This window comes from Gordonia sp. BP-119 (assembly GCF_016924115.1).
GTDB classification, from domain to species: Bacteria; Actinomycetota; Actinomycetes; order Mycobacteriales; family Mycobacteriaceae; genus Gordonia; species Gordonia hongkongensis.
This window is the reverse complement of record NZ_JAFFZF010000027.1, coordinates 64,258-77,879: the sequence shown is the minus strand read 5'-3', so window position 1 is coordinate 77,879 and position 13,622 is coordinate 64,258. Positions and strand designations below refer to the sequence as shown.

Sequence of the window (13,622 nt, the reverse complement as noted above, 5' to 3'; positions counted from 1 at the left end):
CCGGCTCATCGGCATCCTCCACGGCTGCCTCAAACACCGCACCCTCTACAACGAACACACCGCCTGGAACCACCGCGCCAACCTCGCCGCTTGACACCTTGCACCCCTGGGATGTCTTCGTGGCTCGCTTCGCTCGCACCTCAGGGAGCGGAGGGGCTGTCGCCGTCGCTCTTCGCATCTCAGGGAGCAGGGGCCGCGGGTTCGGATCAGGGAGCGGTGGGGGTGGCGCGGGTCCGGGAGTCCAGCGGCACGATGAGCGGGCCACCGGTGATCGGATCGGTCATGACGTGCGCCCGGAGGCCGAACGCCGCGTCGAGGGTCTCGGCGTCGATGACCTCGGTGGGCGAGCCGGTGGTGACGATGGCTCCGTTGCGCATGACGAACAGCGAATCGCTGTAGCGCGCGGCCAGATTGAGGTCGTGCAGCACCATGACGACGGTCTTGCCGTGCTCGTCGCGGAGCCGGCGGACCAGGTCGAGGACGTCGATGGAGTGTGCGAGGTCGAGGTAGGTGGTGGGCTCGTCGAGCAGGATGAGATCGGTGTCCTGCGCGAGCGTCAGCGCGATCCAGACCCGTTGCCGCTGACCGCCGGACAGGGCGTCGAGGGTGCGGTCGGCGAGGTCGAGGGTGTCGGTCATCTCCATCGCCAGTGCCACTGCCGCCTCGTCGGCCGCGCTGGCCTGCGCGAACCAGCGCTGGTGCGGATGGCGTCCCCGCCCCACCAGATCGGCGACGGTGAGCCCTTCGGGCGCGATGGGATTCTGCGGCAGGATCGCCAGGGTGCGGGCGACCTGTTTGGGCCGGACCGAGGAGATGTCGTCGCCGTCGAGGTAGACCGCACCGGCCCGGGGTGGCAACAGCCGTGCGAGACAACGCAACAGTGTCGACTTGCCGCATCCGTTGGAACCGATGATCGTCGTGACCTGACCGTCGGGGATGTCGATGTCGAGGCCGTCGATGACGATCCGTTCGTCGTAGCCGACGGTCAGTCCGACGCCCCGCAATCGGGCGGTGGTGGCAGGGGATTCGAGGGATGACGCGGTCATACGCTCGCCTTTCGGGACATGACGATCATCAGGTAGATCAGGAACGGGCCGCCGATCGCCGCGGTGACGATGCCGACCGGCAGGCCGCCCGGCAGAACCGTGCGCACCATCAGGTCGCCGCCCAGTACCAACGACGCACCGATGACACCGGACACGAGCGGCGTGGGCACGGCGGTACCGGCCAGCCGCAGCGCGATCTGTGGGGCCAGCAGCGCGACGAAGGCGATGGGCCCGGCCGCGGACACGCTCAGCGCGCTCACCAGGACCGCGGTCAGGAGCAGCGTCGTCGACACCGCGCCGGTCCGGACTCCGAGTCCGCGGGCGAGATCGGGTCCGAGGCTGAGCATCCCGATCTGGCGGGCCAGGACGACCACCACGATGATGCTCGCGACGACACCGGCGGCGACCGGCCACACGTTGGACCAGCCGACGTTGGACACCGACCCGACGATCCACACCTGCGCACGAGCCACATCCCGGATGTCGGCGCGCGAGAGGAGGAACTGGGTCAGCGCCTGCAGCAACCACGTCATCCCGACGCCGATCAGCACGAGCCGGAACGGGTTGATGCCGCTGTTGGCCTTGCGACCCGGCCAGGCGAGGACGTACATCGCTACCGCGGTGAGCAACCCGCCGATCATCGCCGCCGCCGGGACGCCGAGATCGCCCAGCCAGGCACCCCAGCTGGTGGTCGAGAACGCGATGGCGGTCACCGCCGCCACGCTCGCGCCGGCGGTGATGCCGAGCATGTCCGGTGTGGCCAGAGGATTCTGGGCGATCAGCTGGGTCATCGAACCCGCAAGGCCCAGACCGAATCCCACGAGCAGGGCGACCAGCGCTCGGGGCAGAGCGACGTCGAAGACCACCACGTTCTCGACGCGGGTGCCGCCGCCGAGCAGGATGCGGGCGACGTCGACGGGGGTCAGCGGGAAGTCGCTGACACCGACGCTCGTGAGGAACAGGACGACCGTGACGGCCGTGGACACGACCGCGACGGTGAGCATCCGTGGTCGCACCACCATCGACAGCGGTTCGAAGGCGATCCGATAACCGCCGGGGTGCGGTGCGATCCGGCCCTTCGTCGTGGTTCCGGACGTGATGTCGGTCTTGATGGAGGTCGGCGGATTCACACGGTCCCCAATCTCTGTCGGCGGACCATGACGATGAGGAAGGGTGCGCCCACCAGTGCCAGCATGACGCCGACCTGCACTTCGCCCGGACGGGCGACGATCCGGCCGAGGATGTCGCATCCGACGAGCAGGATGGCGCCCAGCAGAGCGGAATACGGGATGATCCACCGATAGTCGGCGCCTACGAAGGCGCGGGCGATATGCGGTACGACCAGGCCCAGGAACACGATCGGCCCGCACGCCGCGGTCGCCGCGCCGATGAGCAGCGTGATGGTCAGGACGCCGAGGGCGCGGATGAGCACGACACGGGAACCGAGGGCCTTGGTCATGTCGTCGCCCAGGCTCAGGACGTTCAGGAAGAAGCCGCTCGCCAGCGCGAGGACGAGGCCCACCGTGATGAACGGCAGGCTCGCCCAGAACACGTCGATGCCCCGACCCGCGGTGGAGCCGACGCTCCAGAAGCGCCACTGGTCCAGCGAATTGGTGTCGACGAGCACGATCGCGGACGTGATGGCGGTCAGCATCGCGGTCAGGCCGGTGCCGGCGAGGACCAGGGTCAGTGGGCTCGAGCCGCTCAGCGACGACAGTCCGAACACCACGGTGGCGGCGATGATCGCTCCGACGAGACCGAAGAACATAAACGCGATCGGACTGGTGATGCCCAGCAGGTAGATGCCGCCGACGACCGCGCAGGCGGCACCCGCGTTGACGCCGAGCATGCCGGGATCGGCGATCGGGTTGCGGGTGTGGCCCTGGGTGATGGCACCGGCCGCGCCGATCGCGAGTCCGGCGGCGAGGCCGAGCAGAGTGCGCGGCACGCGCAGATCCCACACGATGCCGTCGACATCGGAATCCTTGGGCACCTGCGGCATCCGTAGGTTGATCAGCGCGTTCCAGATCTCTTCGACACCAGCGGTGAAGCTGGGCCAGATCTCGTCGAGCGGGACCGGTCGGGTGCCGAAGAGAACCGACGCGACGACCAGCGCTGCGAGGACCGCCAGGAGCAGCGGGATTCCGAAAAGTCGGAGGGATCGGCGCACGAAGGTAAACCTTACCAACCTTCTTCGACGCGGCGTCGCGCGCAGCGTCGAGCGCCTCGGCGGGTGTCGTTCGTATAACGAATTGCCGACGAAACCTGAGGGAAGGCTGTGCGCGCGGTAACACTTCGCTCAGGCTGGGTCGATAGTCCCGGTGTCGGTGGGCATCTCGGGCCGACCGCAGTAAGACCGGTCGTCGGTGGGGCGGCATGCCGCTCCCACGACGGCGACGTCGGGAAAACAGTGTCGCCTACGAACGAGGAGGATCGATGAAATCGCTGAAACGGGCTCTCACAGGGATTCTGGTCGCTGCAGGAATCGCCGGTGGATCGCTGGTGGGTGCCGCGCCGGCACAGGCCGCCGTTCCCAACCTCCAGATGACGGGCGGGGTCTACTGTCAGTTCGCAGCCCCTGGCACGCCGTGGAATCAGGCGTGGAGCATGACCCGGTTCATGCGTGTCACCGCGCGTGACGGCGATTTCCGTAACGTCACGCTGCAGGAGATCAACGGCGCGACGAAGTTCAAGTCGCTGCTGAAGAAGAACGAGTCGCTCACCATCAAGACCACCTGGTTCGGCTGCTTCCCGTCCTCCATCGCGGGGTACGCGATCTCCGATTACGCCGAGAACCTGACCGACAACGCCGGTTTCTGGTGGAACGTCCGGCGCATCGACAACCCGTTGGACCGATTCGGTACGGGCTCCTCCGCTTCAGCGGCCGCCCTGACCGGCGGTGGCACCGACGTCGCCGGCGTGCCGGCGATTCCGGGCCGTTGATCTCATCCGACGACAGTTGAGAATGCACCACAACTGAGCCATTCGCGCCGGGCGGCGTGCGGGGAGGACGCCCCCGCACCCGCCGGGCGCATGCGAAAGAGCGGCGACCGAGAGAACTCGGCCGCCGCTCTTATGGCTTCGACAGGCTCAGCCGGCGGGGGTGGACTCAGCCGGCGGGGGTGGGCTCAGCCGGCGGGGTGGATCACGCGGACGGGCGGGACACCTTGTCCGGCTCCGATGCGGCGAGCATGTCTTCGCGTTCGACGACTTTGACGCGTTCGCGGCCTTCGGCGGCGCCGAGGGCGCGTTCGTGTTCGTCGAGGCGGTACCAGCCGTCCCAGGTGGTGAAGGGGATGTTCTTGGACTCGAGGAGTTCGACGATGGCGTCTTCGCCGGGGTGGGCCGGGTCGAGGAGTGTGCCGGCTTCCATGTCCTTGAGGATGCAGTCGACGGTCTCGTTGGCGTCGCCCTTGGTGTGGCCGATGAGGCCGACGGGGCCGCGTTTGACCCATCCGGTGGTGTAGATACCGGTGAGCTGCTGCCCTTCGTCGAAGACGCGTCCGGCCTCGTTGGGGATGACCCCGGCCTGGGAGTCGAACGGGATCTGCGGCAGGTTGTCCGACAGGTAGCCGACCGCACGGTAGACCGCGCCGACCTCCCAGTCGGTGGTCTTGCCGGTGGGCTTGACGTTGCCGGTGCCGTCGAGCTGGGTGCGTTCGGTGCGCAGACCGACGACCTTGCCGTCGGCGCCGAGGATCTCGGTGGGGCTTTCGAAGAAGTGCAGGAACAGCTTGTGGATCGCGCCCTGTTTGGGTTCGCGGATCGCGTAGTTCTCGATGATGGTGGCGACCTGGTCGGTGATCTTCGACCCGCGGCGGGCGACGGCCGAGCCCTCGTCGTAGTCGATGTCCTCGGGGTTGACGATGACCTCGATGTTGGGGGAGTGGTCGAGTTCTTTGAGTTCGAGCGGGGTGAACTTCGCCTGGGCGGGTCCCCGGCGGCCGAAGACGTGGACCTCGACGGCCTTGTTGGCTTTGAGTCCGTCGTAGACGTTGGCGGGGATCTCGGTGGGCAGCAGTTCGTCGCCGGTCTTGGCGAGCACGCGGGCGACGTCGAGGGCGACGTTGCCCACACCGATGACCGCGACCTTCTCGGCCTCGAGGGGCCAGGTGCGGGGGAAGTCGGGGTGGCCGTCGTACCAGGCGACGAACTGGGCGGCGCCGTAGCTGCCGTCGAGATCGATGCCGGGGATGTCGAGGGCGCGGTCGTCGGTGGCGCCGGTGGAGAAGATCACCGCGTCGTAGTGGGCGCGCAGTTCGTCGATGGTGATGTCGGTGCCGTAGTCGACGTTGCCGAGCAGGCGGACCTGGGGCTTGTCGAGGACCTTGTGCAGGGCGGTGATGATGCCCTTGATACGCGGGTGGTCGGGTGCGACGCCGTAACGGATCAGACCGAACGGAGCGGGCATGCGCTCATACAGATCGATGCTGACCCCGCGGTCCTTGGCGGTGTCGGACTTCATCAACGCGTCGGCGGCGTAGATCCCGGCGGGACCGGCACCGACGATCGCAACCCGCAGCGGGCGGCTGTTGTCGCTCATGGAGTAGGTGTCTTCCGTTGCTCAGCACGCGAGGACAAGCAAATCTCGGTGACCCCCAGGTCCGCGCGTATGGATAAGGCCTATCCCTTCTACGGTAGGCGCTTGCTGTCCCCGACCAAAATCCGTCTGTGAGGTAACCCTCACTCGGCGGGTGCGCGGTGTCCGGCGGGTTCGGGCCCGCTACGCCTTGCCGGCGGCCGCGGCGATCGGTCCGACGGCCTGCTCGGCGACCCACGGGATCGTCAGGACCGTCGGCACCGACATCGCGCTGCCGACCTCCTGGGGCAGATAGACCACGCGGCCCGACTGCGCGACCGCCAGCCGGTTGAACGCCGCGTTGGACTTGAGCCGGTCGTTGGAACCCTGCCAGTCGACGGCGACGACGACGTCGGCCGAGTCCAGCAGGTTCAGGCTCTCGGCCGGCAGGTCACCGTAGAAACCGCTGGTCACCGAAGGTTGCAGCGCGGGCGGGAAGGTGAGTCCGTAACCGGTGAGGGTCTGTCCGCGCCCGTCGCCGGGGCCGTAGATCGACACGCCGCCGGTGGGGCTGGCGGTGACCACGACCGCCGTCTTCCCGGCCAGCTGCGGGTTCTGCTCCCGCACGTTCGCGAGGAACTGCTCGGTCTCGGTCACCTTGCGATCGGCGAGTTCGGGCAGGCCGACGGCGGTACCGATCTGGCGGGTCTGCGCGTCCCACGGCACCTGCCACGGCTGGAACTGGGCGGGCCGCAGGATCGTCGGGGCGGTCTTGCTCAGCAGATCGAACTGGTCGCGGGTGGGATCGGCGCCGACGGCGGTGATGAGGTCGGGCTCGGTGGCCAGCGCCTTGGGGATCTCGTCGCCGAACGCGCCGGACGCGTTCGGCAGCACCACCGGGTCGGAGTCCGCCAGGAGTTCGGCGTTCCACGGCGCCGACGCCTGGTCGGGGTCGGCGAACGGGGCGATCGTGGTGGGGGTGACACCGAGTGCGAGGAGGGTGTCGCCGTCACCCACGCCCATCGCGGCGACGCGCTTGGGTGCCTGGTCGACGGTCGCGGGGGCGTAGGCCTGCTGCACGGTGACCGGGATCGCGCCGGCCTCGGGCGCGGGGACCTGGGCCGTGCCGGAGTCGACCGTCTCGTCCGGCGGCGAACACGAGGTCACCACCAGGGCTGCCGCGAGCAGCCCGACGAGAAGGATGAGGGAACGGTGGGTGGAAGCGCGCATCCGGGTCCTCGCTGGTCGTTGCGGTCGGCGACGTCGTTCGCCGCGGAACTTAGGGCCACCTTACGCAGGACGTGTTCGATGTCGACGTCGTTCGGCGCTCTGCCCGGTGCGTCCGGGCTCCGACGACGCCGGTCTCAACCGCCGCCGGGACGCTCGATAGACTGCCCGCCATGGCCGAAGCTGCAGGTGAGGGCGACCAGAAGCCCCCGTCGTGGAAGAACGCCTGGCCGTTCTTCGTCGCGGCCGGCGTCGTGGGACTCGTGGTGCTCGGCGTCGTGCTGTCGAATGTGACCCGTCCGGCCGAGGACCGGGCCGGCGACTCGGCTCAGGTCCAGTACGCGATCAACGACATCTACACCGCGCGCAACGGTCCGAACTTCGGCGAATACCGGGCGAACACCTGCGCGGCCGACGTCGAGGCGGCCGACTTCGTCTCCGAGGAACAGTTCCTCGCCGACAACCGGGAGTCGCTGCTCGCCAACGGTCACATCGAGATCCCGGAGATCACCGAGCTGGTGGTCGACGGTGACCGGGCGACCGCGAAGGTTCATTGGCACTATGACAAGACCCCCGATGACGTGAACGTCGTGGACACGATCGTGGTGCGCGAGAACGGCGAGTGGAAGGTGTGTTCCTCATGAGCTATGCCGGTGACCTGACCCCGCGCGAGGCGTGGGAGAAGCTCGAGAACAACCCGGATGCGGTGCTGGTCGACTGTCGCACGCAGGCGGAGTGGTCGTTCGTCGGCGTGCCCGACCTCGAGGTCCTGGGCAAGCGCGCGATCTTCGCCGAGTGGACCACCTTCCCCGAGGGGCGTCGCAACGACGACTTCGTGGCACAGCTGCGTGATTCCGGTGTCTCCGACGACCAGGAGGTCATCTTCATCTGCCGTTCGGGGCACCGGTCGATCGGCGCTGCGGAGGCCGCGACCGCCGACGGTATCGCGAAGGCATACAACGTGATCGACGGGTTCGAAGGCGCCCTCGACGAGAACGACCACCGCGGGACGTCGGGCTGGCGTGCCGAGAACCTGCCGTGGAGGCAATCGTGAGTTCTGATCTGCCCGTCAGTCGTGAACTGCCTGAAGGGCTCTCGGCTGACACGATCGCGGTTCGCGGCGGGCTGGCGCGTTCGGGTTTCCACGAGACGGCCGAGGCGCTCTATCTCACGAGCGGTTACGTCTACGACTCCGCGGAGGCCGCCGAGCGAGCCTTCACCGGCGAGGACGAACGATTCGTCTACTCGCGCTACGGAAATCCGACCGTCGAGATGTTCCAGGAGCGGTTGCGCCGGCTCGAGGGCGCGGAGGCGTGTTTCGCCACCGCGAGCGGCATGGCCGCGGTGTTCGTCGCGCTCGGTGCACTGTTGAAGGCCGGCGACCGTCTCGTCGCCGCCCGCAGCCTGTTCGGTTCCTGCTTCGTGGTCTGCAACGAGATCCTCCCGCGCTGGGGGATCGAGACCGAGTTCGTCGACGGTGAAGACCTCGAGCAGTGGGAGCGGGCCCTGTCCAAGCCCACCGACGCGGTGTTCTTCGAGACACCGTCGAACCCGATGCAGAGCCTCGTCGACGTCGTGAAGGTGTCCGAGATGGCGCACGCCGCGGGCGCACAGGTGGTGCTGGACAACGTCTTCGCCACCCCGCTGCTGCAGCGGGGTCTCGAACTCGGCGCCGACGTCATCGTCTACTCGGGCACCAAACACATCGACGGCCAGGGGCGCGTCATGGGTGGCGCGGTACTCGGGACCAAGGAGTACGTCGACGGTCCGGTGCAGCAACTCATGCGACACACCGGTCCGGCACTCAGTCCGTTCAACGCCTGGACCCTCGTGAAGGGGCTGGAGACGATGCGTCTGCGCGTCGACGCCTCGGTGTCGTCGGCGCTGCGGATCGCCGAGTTCCTCGAGAGCGATCCGCGCGTGCGCTGGGTCAAATACCCCTTCCTGCAGTCACACCCGCAGTACGACTTGGCGAAGTCGCAGATGTCCGGCGGCGGCACGGTGGTGACCTTCGAGCTCAACGACCACGACGGCATCGACGGCAAGAAGCGCGCCTTCGAGGTCCTCAACGGCCTGCGGATCGTCGACATCTCCAACAATCTCGGAGATTCGAAGTCGCTGATCACGCATCCGGCGACCACCACTCATCGTGCGATGGGTCCCGAGGGACGCGCGGCGATCGGTCTGAGTGACTCGGTGGTGCGGCTGTCGGTCGGCCTCGAAGGGGTCGACGACCTGTTGGGCGACCTGGACCACGCGCTGGGGTGAGGGTAAGCGCTGACGTATTCCGTTGCGGCACAGCGCGAATCCGCCTCGGTGAGCGGGGCCGAGTCCCCGGAGGGTGGTGCCATTCAGTCGTTCCGGCGATCCCAGGCCGCTCGCACCGTACTCGGGATCCGTCCCTTGGAGGGCACCTCGATCCCTTGGGCGCGAGCCCACGCCCTGATCTCCGACGGTGTCGCCGGTGGACCGTGCAGGCCCTGCACGATGGGCTCGCTGCCGACGGTGAGCCGCCATTCGTGTAGCGCGGCACCGAGCCAGCGGTAGGTCCATTCCTCGGCGAGTTTGCGGTTGTCGCAAAAGACGATCGGCACGGTCGGAAACCGGACCTGCGCCTCGGCGACTGCCTCGGCCAGCGCGGCGCCGCTGACGTATTCGCGCGTGAACACCTTGCTGTATGAGGCTTCGACGACCACCGCGGCGCGTCGGAGTCCCGCGAGACCTGCCAACTGGTAGGTGAGAGTTCCCTTCATGAGACCGTTGCCGAGGTCGTCGATCGACTTGCGTTCGACGGCGGCGACCACCTGGTCGTCCTCGACGATCGCGTAATCGCCGGCATCGAGGCGGTGTCGAGTGGTGGTCGCCTGTTGATGACCGAAGGAGTAGGCGTACTTCTCGCCTGTGTCGACGACGATCTCGAGCGCCTGGCCGTGTGCCCGAGCCTTGGGAAGCGTGACGTTTGGACGCGCCTGCTTGGTGGTTTTGCGCGTCTGCCAGAAGATCATCTCGCGTCCGCGAGCCCGCGTGACGACGAACTGTGACCGATTCTCGCGAGCGCGGTCGAGCACCAGATCGATCGCCGCCCCGCGCCGCGTCACCGACCGAACCGGAAGACGTTCGACGATCTGCGGTGTGGTCGGCCATTCGTCGGCGCGATGACAATAGACCTTGCTGGTTCGCGGCCAGGTCTCCCTCACCTTCAAGACGATCCCGTCACTGCCGAGCGGAATCCGGACCAGAAAGGGCAGTGAGGAGCCCTGTTCCGGATTTCGGGCGATGATCAGGTCGTCGGGCATCATCGACGAGCGTAACGGGCGAAGATCGCGCGCGTCCGCAATTGATCCGCTCAGTCGAGTGCGGCGATGCCCAACGCGTTCAGGACCGTCCGCAGCTTGAACGCCGTCTCCTCGAGTTCGCCCTGCGGGTCGGAGTGTTCGACGATACCGCCGCCGGCCCACGTCCGGAGGCTGCGACGATCGGCCTCGAGTTCGAGGCACCGGATGGTGACCATCCACTCCCCGTCGCCGGCGGCGTCGCACCAGCCGACCGCCCCCGCATAGAAGCCGCGCTCACCCTCGACCTCGCGGATGATCTGCGCAGCAACATCACTCGGCGTGCCGCAGACCGCCGGGGTGGGGCCGAGCAGGAGTGCGAGATCGAGCGCAGTGGTCGCCGGGTCCCGAAGCCGCGCGCGGATCGGGGTGGCCAGATGCCAGACCTCCCCGGTCGACTGCAATTGCGGGGTCGACGGCGCGTCGACGTCGTCGCAGAGGTGTCCCAGCCGGTCTCGCAGGTGGTCGACGACGAAGGCGTGCTCGGCGAGATCCTTCGCCGAGGAGAACAATCCGTCGGCAGCGGCGCGGTCGACGACCGGGTCGGGTGACCGCGGCGCCGATCCCGCGTACGGGTGGCAGGTGACGACGGAACCCGACTTGCGCAGCAGCACTTCGGGACTCGCGCCCAACAGCCACGAACCCGAGCCGGTGGCCGCGCCGAGATCGACACCGAATGCGTTGTGTCCGGCATTGCCGCCCGCCAGTGCGTCGAGGAGTTGCAGAGGCTCGACCTCGGCGTCGAGCACGATGTCGACGCTGCGGGCGAGTACGACCTTGCCGACGTCGCCGGCGACGATCCGCTTCACCGCGTGTGCGACACGTTCGCGGTGCTCGTCGGCCGTGGGGTGCAGGGTCGTCGACACCGGGGTGCGCGTCAGCGGTGGTGTGCCTGCCAGCGGCGCCGCGTCGACGTGCAGGACTTCGGGCACCACCAGCGCGGCGGGCTCGGCGAGGTCGAAGGGGATCGCGCCGGTCAGACCGTCGACGGTCCCGGCGCGCAGGGCGGCCGAGGCGGCGTCGACGTCGGTGAACGCACGGACCGCGCCCATGCCCCGCACGGTGCCGTGCGGGCGGGACAACACGAACACATCAGTCGCTGACACCCCTGACACGCTACAGGTAAGTGTGCCCTAACTTCCGATCACGTTGAGTGAAAATTGACACGTCCGCGCGAGATCGACGACCCTTGGTCGTAGGTCATGAGTGCCAGTGACAAGCCCCGGCTCGCTGGTCGGCAACCCTCCTTCGCGGTGGGGTGCTCCGGGTGACGACCCGGCCGCGTACCGACCGGACGCGGCAAGCGCGAATTGTCTGAGGAGTTTCCTGCCGTGACCGCTGTCCTGTCCGCACCCGCCGGTCGCCTGTCGCCCGCAGTCGACGTCCGCTTCGACGCCGCCCGGGAATCGGTGCGGCAGTTCGTCCGTGCGCGGGTCGACGACACCGTCGTCTTCACCCGCGATGCCGCCGTTGCCCTCGACCTCGCGGCGCGCATCACTCCTGGCGACGTCGTCGTCCTCGACATCGGGCAGGGCGCCGACCTGCTGCGGTGGTGCGCACCACGGCAGGGGCGCGACCGGGCGCGGTTCGTCCCGGCCTGCGAGACCATCGAGGACACCTTGGTCGCGCTGGAGACCGAGCTCGCCTCGGCGCCGGCATCGTTCCTGGTCGTGACCGCGGTATCGGACATCACCGGCGAGGTGCTGCCGATCGGCCGGCTCGCCTCGCTCGCGCACCGGTCCGGGGCCCGCATCCTGGTCGACGCCGCGCAACTCGTCGGGCACCGGCCCGTCTCCGTCGTCAGCCACGGCATCGACTACCTGGCGGTCGGTGAACCGGGTCGGAAGACGGGCGGCGCCGGCGTCCTGATCGGTCGTCGTGACTGGTTCGACGCCGCCGATGTCGACGCCTCGCCGGACGCCGACGGCGTTTCCGGGGCCATCGCGGTCGCCGAGGCGTGTCGGGTGCTCGCCGATCTCGGACCCGAGACGATCGGGCTGCACGAACGACGCCTCGCCGAACGTCTCGACGCCGGCCTGGCCGCGATCGGCGGCTTCACGCCGCTGCGGATCTTCACCGATTCCACCGACCGCGCGGGAGTCGCGGGCTACACCGTCGACGGCCTCACACCGCCGGCCGATACGGTGCGCGCGAGTTTCGGAGCGGGCACCACCGTCGACGACATCGACCGGATTCTCGACGCATTCCGGGCGCGAACCGAACAGACCGACCGAACAGGGGTGAGTAGATGACCATCGAACTCGACGCACGTGCTGACCGCGGCACCGTGATCGCCGCACCGACCGCCACCCCGACGGCCCCGATCAGCATCGGACGTCCGGGATTCCAGATCGCGCTCGCGGGAGACGAACTCGCACAGACGTTTCCGATCGTCGTGCGGCGTGAGACCCTCCGCGAGGCGCAACGCGCCCGTTCCCTGCTTCGGGCCGGCAGCCACGATCAGGCCAAGTTCGTGGTGGCGCTCGAGGTGGAGGTGGCCGTCGCGCCAGACGCCGCGTCGGCGCGCACGGCTGCTGCTGCGGCGGTGGACGCGTCGTCGGAGACGAGTTCGGGGACCATCCGCTACATCGGGACGACCCACGGACTGATCACGCTGGTCCGCGACATCTACGCAGCCGAGGTCGCCGACGCCGTGATCCTCATCCCGATCGACGGCGCGGCCACCGAACGCCGCATCCGCGAACAGATCCTACCGGTGCTCGCCGAGCAGCGGTACCGCGTGGCCTGACAGCCGGCGCGGCTTCTCGCCGGTTGAGCCGTGTCGAGACAGACGACACCGCCGGCACCATCTCGAATGATGGTGCCGGCGGTCTTGTGTGCGGGGGAGATCAGCCGCGCGAGGGCTCGTTGGCCGCGTCGGGGTGCGCAGCGAGGCGATCGATGGCCTCCTGTGCGATCTTCTCGGCCTGGTCGCGGCCGACCCATCCGCCCGGGTCGACCTCCTTGCCCGGCTCGAGGTCCTTGTAGTGCTCGAAGAAGTGGGCGATGGGTCCCAGCTCGTATTCGGACACGTCGGAGATGTCCTTGATGTGGTCCCAGCGCACGTCCTTGGCGGGGACGCAGAGGAGCTTGTCGTCGCCACCGGCCTCGTCGGTCATGGTGTACATGCCGACGACCCGTGCGCGCACGATGATGCCGGGGAACACCGACTCGGGGAGCAGGACCATCGCGTCGAGCGGGTCGCCGTCCTCACCGAGGGTGCCGTCGATGTAGCCGTAGTCGGCCGGGTAGCCCATCGAGGTGTACAGGTAGCGGTCGAGGTAGACCTTGCCCGTCTCGTGGTCGACCTCGTACTTGTTGCGGCCACCTTTGGGGATCTCGATGGTCACATCGAATTCCACAGTTCCTCCTGGCAGTCTTGATCGGGGATGCCGCGTCGGGCCGAAACGCCCGCACGCTGCCCCAACGATACTGTTGGTCCGGCGACCTCGATGTTCGTACCCCTCGTTGTGCGTATGTCCGGGCCGTTCCATCGAC

The 13,622-nt window shown here is 68.2% G+C and carries 14 protein-coding genes and 1 riboswitch; of the genes, 6 read left to right on the top strand and 8 right to left on the bottom strand.

Features of this window, described 5'->3' with window-relative positions; genetic code table 11:
- Positions 1–206: 206 nt before the first annotated feature.
- Genes JW364_RS15980 through JW364_RS15970 form a run of 3 tightly spaced genes read right to left on the bottom strand, consistent with a single transcriptional unit; the run spans position 207 to position 3,216 of the window.
- Positions 207–1,046: an ABC transporter ATP-binding protein gene (locus JW364_RS15980; RefSeq protein WP_065629583.1), complete on the bottom strand. Its 840-nt coding sequence runs from the start codon at positions 1,044–1,046 to the stop codon at positions 207–209.
- Complete coding sequence (locus JW364_RS15975; RefSeq protein ID WP_205334483.1) at positions 1,043–2,176, bottom strand: iron chelate uptake ABC transporter family permease subunit; 1,134 nt, start codon at positions 2,174–2,176, stop codon at positions 1,043–1,045. Before JW364_RS15975 ends, JW364_RS15980 begins: the two co-directional genes overlap by 4 nt.
- Positions 2,173–3,216 carry an iron ABC transporter permease gene (locus JW364_RS15970; RefSeq protein WP_068971134.1) on the bottom strand — a complete coding sequence of 348 codons (1,044 nt, stop codon included), beginning with the start codon at positions 3,214–3,216 and terminating at the stop codon, positions 2,173–2,175. Before JW364_RS15970 ends, JW364_RS15975 begins: the two co-directional genes overlap by 4 nt.
- A 266-nt stretch (positions 3,217–3,482) precedes the next feature.
- Between JW364_RS15970 and JW364_RS15965 the strand changes: the two genes are divergently transcribed.
- Positions 3,483–3,989: a hypothetical protein gene (locus tag JW364_RS15965; RefSeq protein ID WP_205334484.1), complete on the top strand. Its 507-nt coding sequence runs from the start codon at positions 3,483–3,485 to the stop codon at positions 3,987–3,989.
- Positions 3,990–4,191: 202 nt separating this feature from the next.
- Here JW364_RS15965 and JW364_RS15960 read toward each other — a convergent pair whose 3' ends face one another.
- Complete coding sequence (locus tag JW364_RS15960; protein ID WP_205333822.1) at positions 4,192–5,589, bottom strand: FAD-dependent oxidoreductase; 1,398 nt, start codon at positions 5,587–5,589, stop codon at positions 4,192–4,194.
- A 180-nt stretch (positions 5,590–5,769) separates the two neighbouring features.
- A complete protein-coding gene (locus JW364_RS15955) occupies positions 5,770–6,795 on the bottom strand; it encodes an ABC transporter substrate-binding protein (RefSeq protein ID WP_205333821.1) in 1,026 nt (341 codons plus the stop codon).
- A gap of 170 nt (positions 6,796–6,965) precedes the next feature.
- On the opposite strand from JW364_RS15955, the gene JW364_RS15950 reads away from it, so the two are divergent.
- The 3 genes from JW364_RS15950 to JW364_RS15940 are packed head-to-tail and all read left to right on the top strand — an operon-like array spanning position 6,966 to position 9,060.
- A complete protein-coding gene (locus JW364_RS15950; RefSeq protein WP_065629636.1) occupies positions 6,966–7,436 on the top strand; it encodes a hypothetical protein in 471 nt (156 codons plus the stop codon).
- Positions 7,433–7,846 carry a rhodanese-like domain-containing protein gene (locus JW364_RS15945; protein ID WP_058249965.1) on the top strand — a complete coding sequence of 138 codons (414 nt, stop codon included), beginning with the start codon at positions 7,433–7,435 and terminating at the stop codon, positions 7,844–7,846. The genes JW364_RS15950 and JW364_RS15945 overlap by 4 nt, the downstream gene beginning before the upstream one ends.
- Complete coding sequence (locus JW364_RS15940) at positions 7,843–9,060, top strand: O-succinylhomoserine sulfhydrylase (protein ID WP_058249966.1); 1,218 nt, start codon at positions 7,843–7,845, stop codon at positions 9,058–9,060. Before JW364_RS15945 ends, JW364_RS15940 begins: the two co-directional genes overlap by 4 nt.
- An 83-nt stretch (positions 9,061–9,143) precedes the next feature.
- On the opposite strand, the gene JW364_RS15935 is transcribed toward JW364_RS15940, so the two are convergent.
- Both JW364_RS15935 and JW364_RS15930 read right to left on the bottom strand, forming a co-directional pair.
- Positions 9,144–10,088 (bottom strand): ERCC4 domain-containing protein, encoded by a 945-nt coding sequence (locus JW364_RS15935; protein WP_058249882.1) that lies wholly within the window; start codon positions 10,086–10,088, stop codon positions 9,144–9,146.
- Between the two features lie 50 nt (positions 10,089–10,138).
- Complete coding sequence (locus JW364_RS15930; RefSeq protein ID WP_058249883.1) at positions 10,139–11,215, bottom strand: isochorismate synthase MenF; 1,077 nt, start codon at positions 11,213–11,215, stop codon at positions 10,139–10,141.
- Positions 11,216–11,322: 107 nt separating this feature from the next.
- Positions 11,323–11,436, top strand: a riboswitch (SAM riboswitch).
- A 19-nt stretch (positions 11,437–11,455) separates the two neighbouring features.
- Here JW364_RS15930 and JW364_RS15925 point away from each other — a divergent pair.
- Positions 11,456–12,376, top strand: coding sequence for an aminotransferase class V-fold PLP-dependent enzyme (locus JW364_RS15925; protein WP_374100841.1), 921 nt, complete (start codon positions 11,456–11,458; stop codon positions 12,374–12,376).
- Entirely contained in the window at positions 12,373–12,873 is a 501-nt protein-coding gene (locus JW364_RS15920; RefSeq protein WP_205333819.1) for a hypothetical protein, read from the top strand. The genes JW364_RS15925 and JW364_RS15920 overlap by 4 nt, the downstream gene beginning before the upstream one ends.
- Before the next feature lie 100 nt (positions 12,874–12,973).
- On the opposite strand, the gene JW364_RS15915 is transcribed toward JW364_RS15920, so the two are convergent.
- A complete protein-coding gene (locus JW364_RS15915) occupies positions 12,974–13,486 on the bottom strand; it encodes an inorganic diphosphatase (RefSeq protein ID WP_058249886.1) in 513 nt (170 codons plus the stop codon).
- Between the last annotated feature and the right edge of the window lie 136 nt (positions 13,487–13,622).

Bases quoted from the DNA above. Each gene is read 5' to 3' on its own strand.
- JW364_RS15920 (WP_205333819.1), top strand. From the start codon at position 12,373: ATGACCATCGAACTCGACGCACGTGCTGACCGCGGCACCGTGATCGCC.
- JW364_RS15945 (WP_058249965.1), top strand. From the start codon at position 7,433: ATGAGCTATGCCGGTGACCTGACCCCGCGCGAGGCGTGGGAGAAGCTC.
- JW364_RS15935 (WP_058249882.1), bottom strand. From the start codon at position 10,088: ATGCCCGACGACCTGATCATCGCCCGAAATCCGGAACAGGGCTCCTCA.
- JW364_RS15980 (WP_065629583.1), bottom strand. From the start codon at position 1,046: ATGACCGCGTCATCCCTCGAATCCCCTGCCACCACCGCCCGATTGCGG.
- JW364_RS15960 (WP_205333822.1), bottom strand. From the start codon at position 5,589: ATGAGCGACAACAGCCGCCCGCTGCGGGTTGCGATCGTCGGTGCCGGT.
- JW364_RS15955 (WP_205333821.1), bottom strand. From the start codon at position 6,795: ATGCGCGCTTCCACCCACCGTTCCCTCATCCTTCTCGTCGGGCTGCTC.
- JW364_RS15950 (WP_065629636.1), top strand. From the start codon at position 6,966: ATGGCCGAAGCTGCAGGTGAGGGCGACCAGAAGCCCCCGTCGTGGAAG.
- JW364_RS15965 (WP_205334484.1), top strand. From the start codon at position 3,483: ATGAAATCGCTGAAACGGGCTCTCACAGGGATTCTGGTCGCTGCAGGA.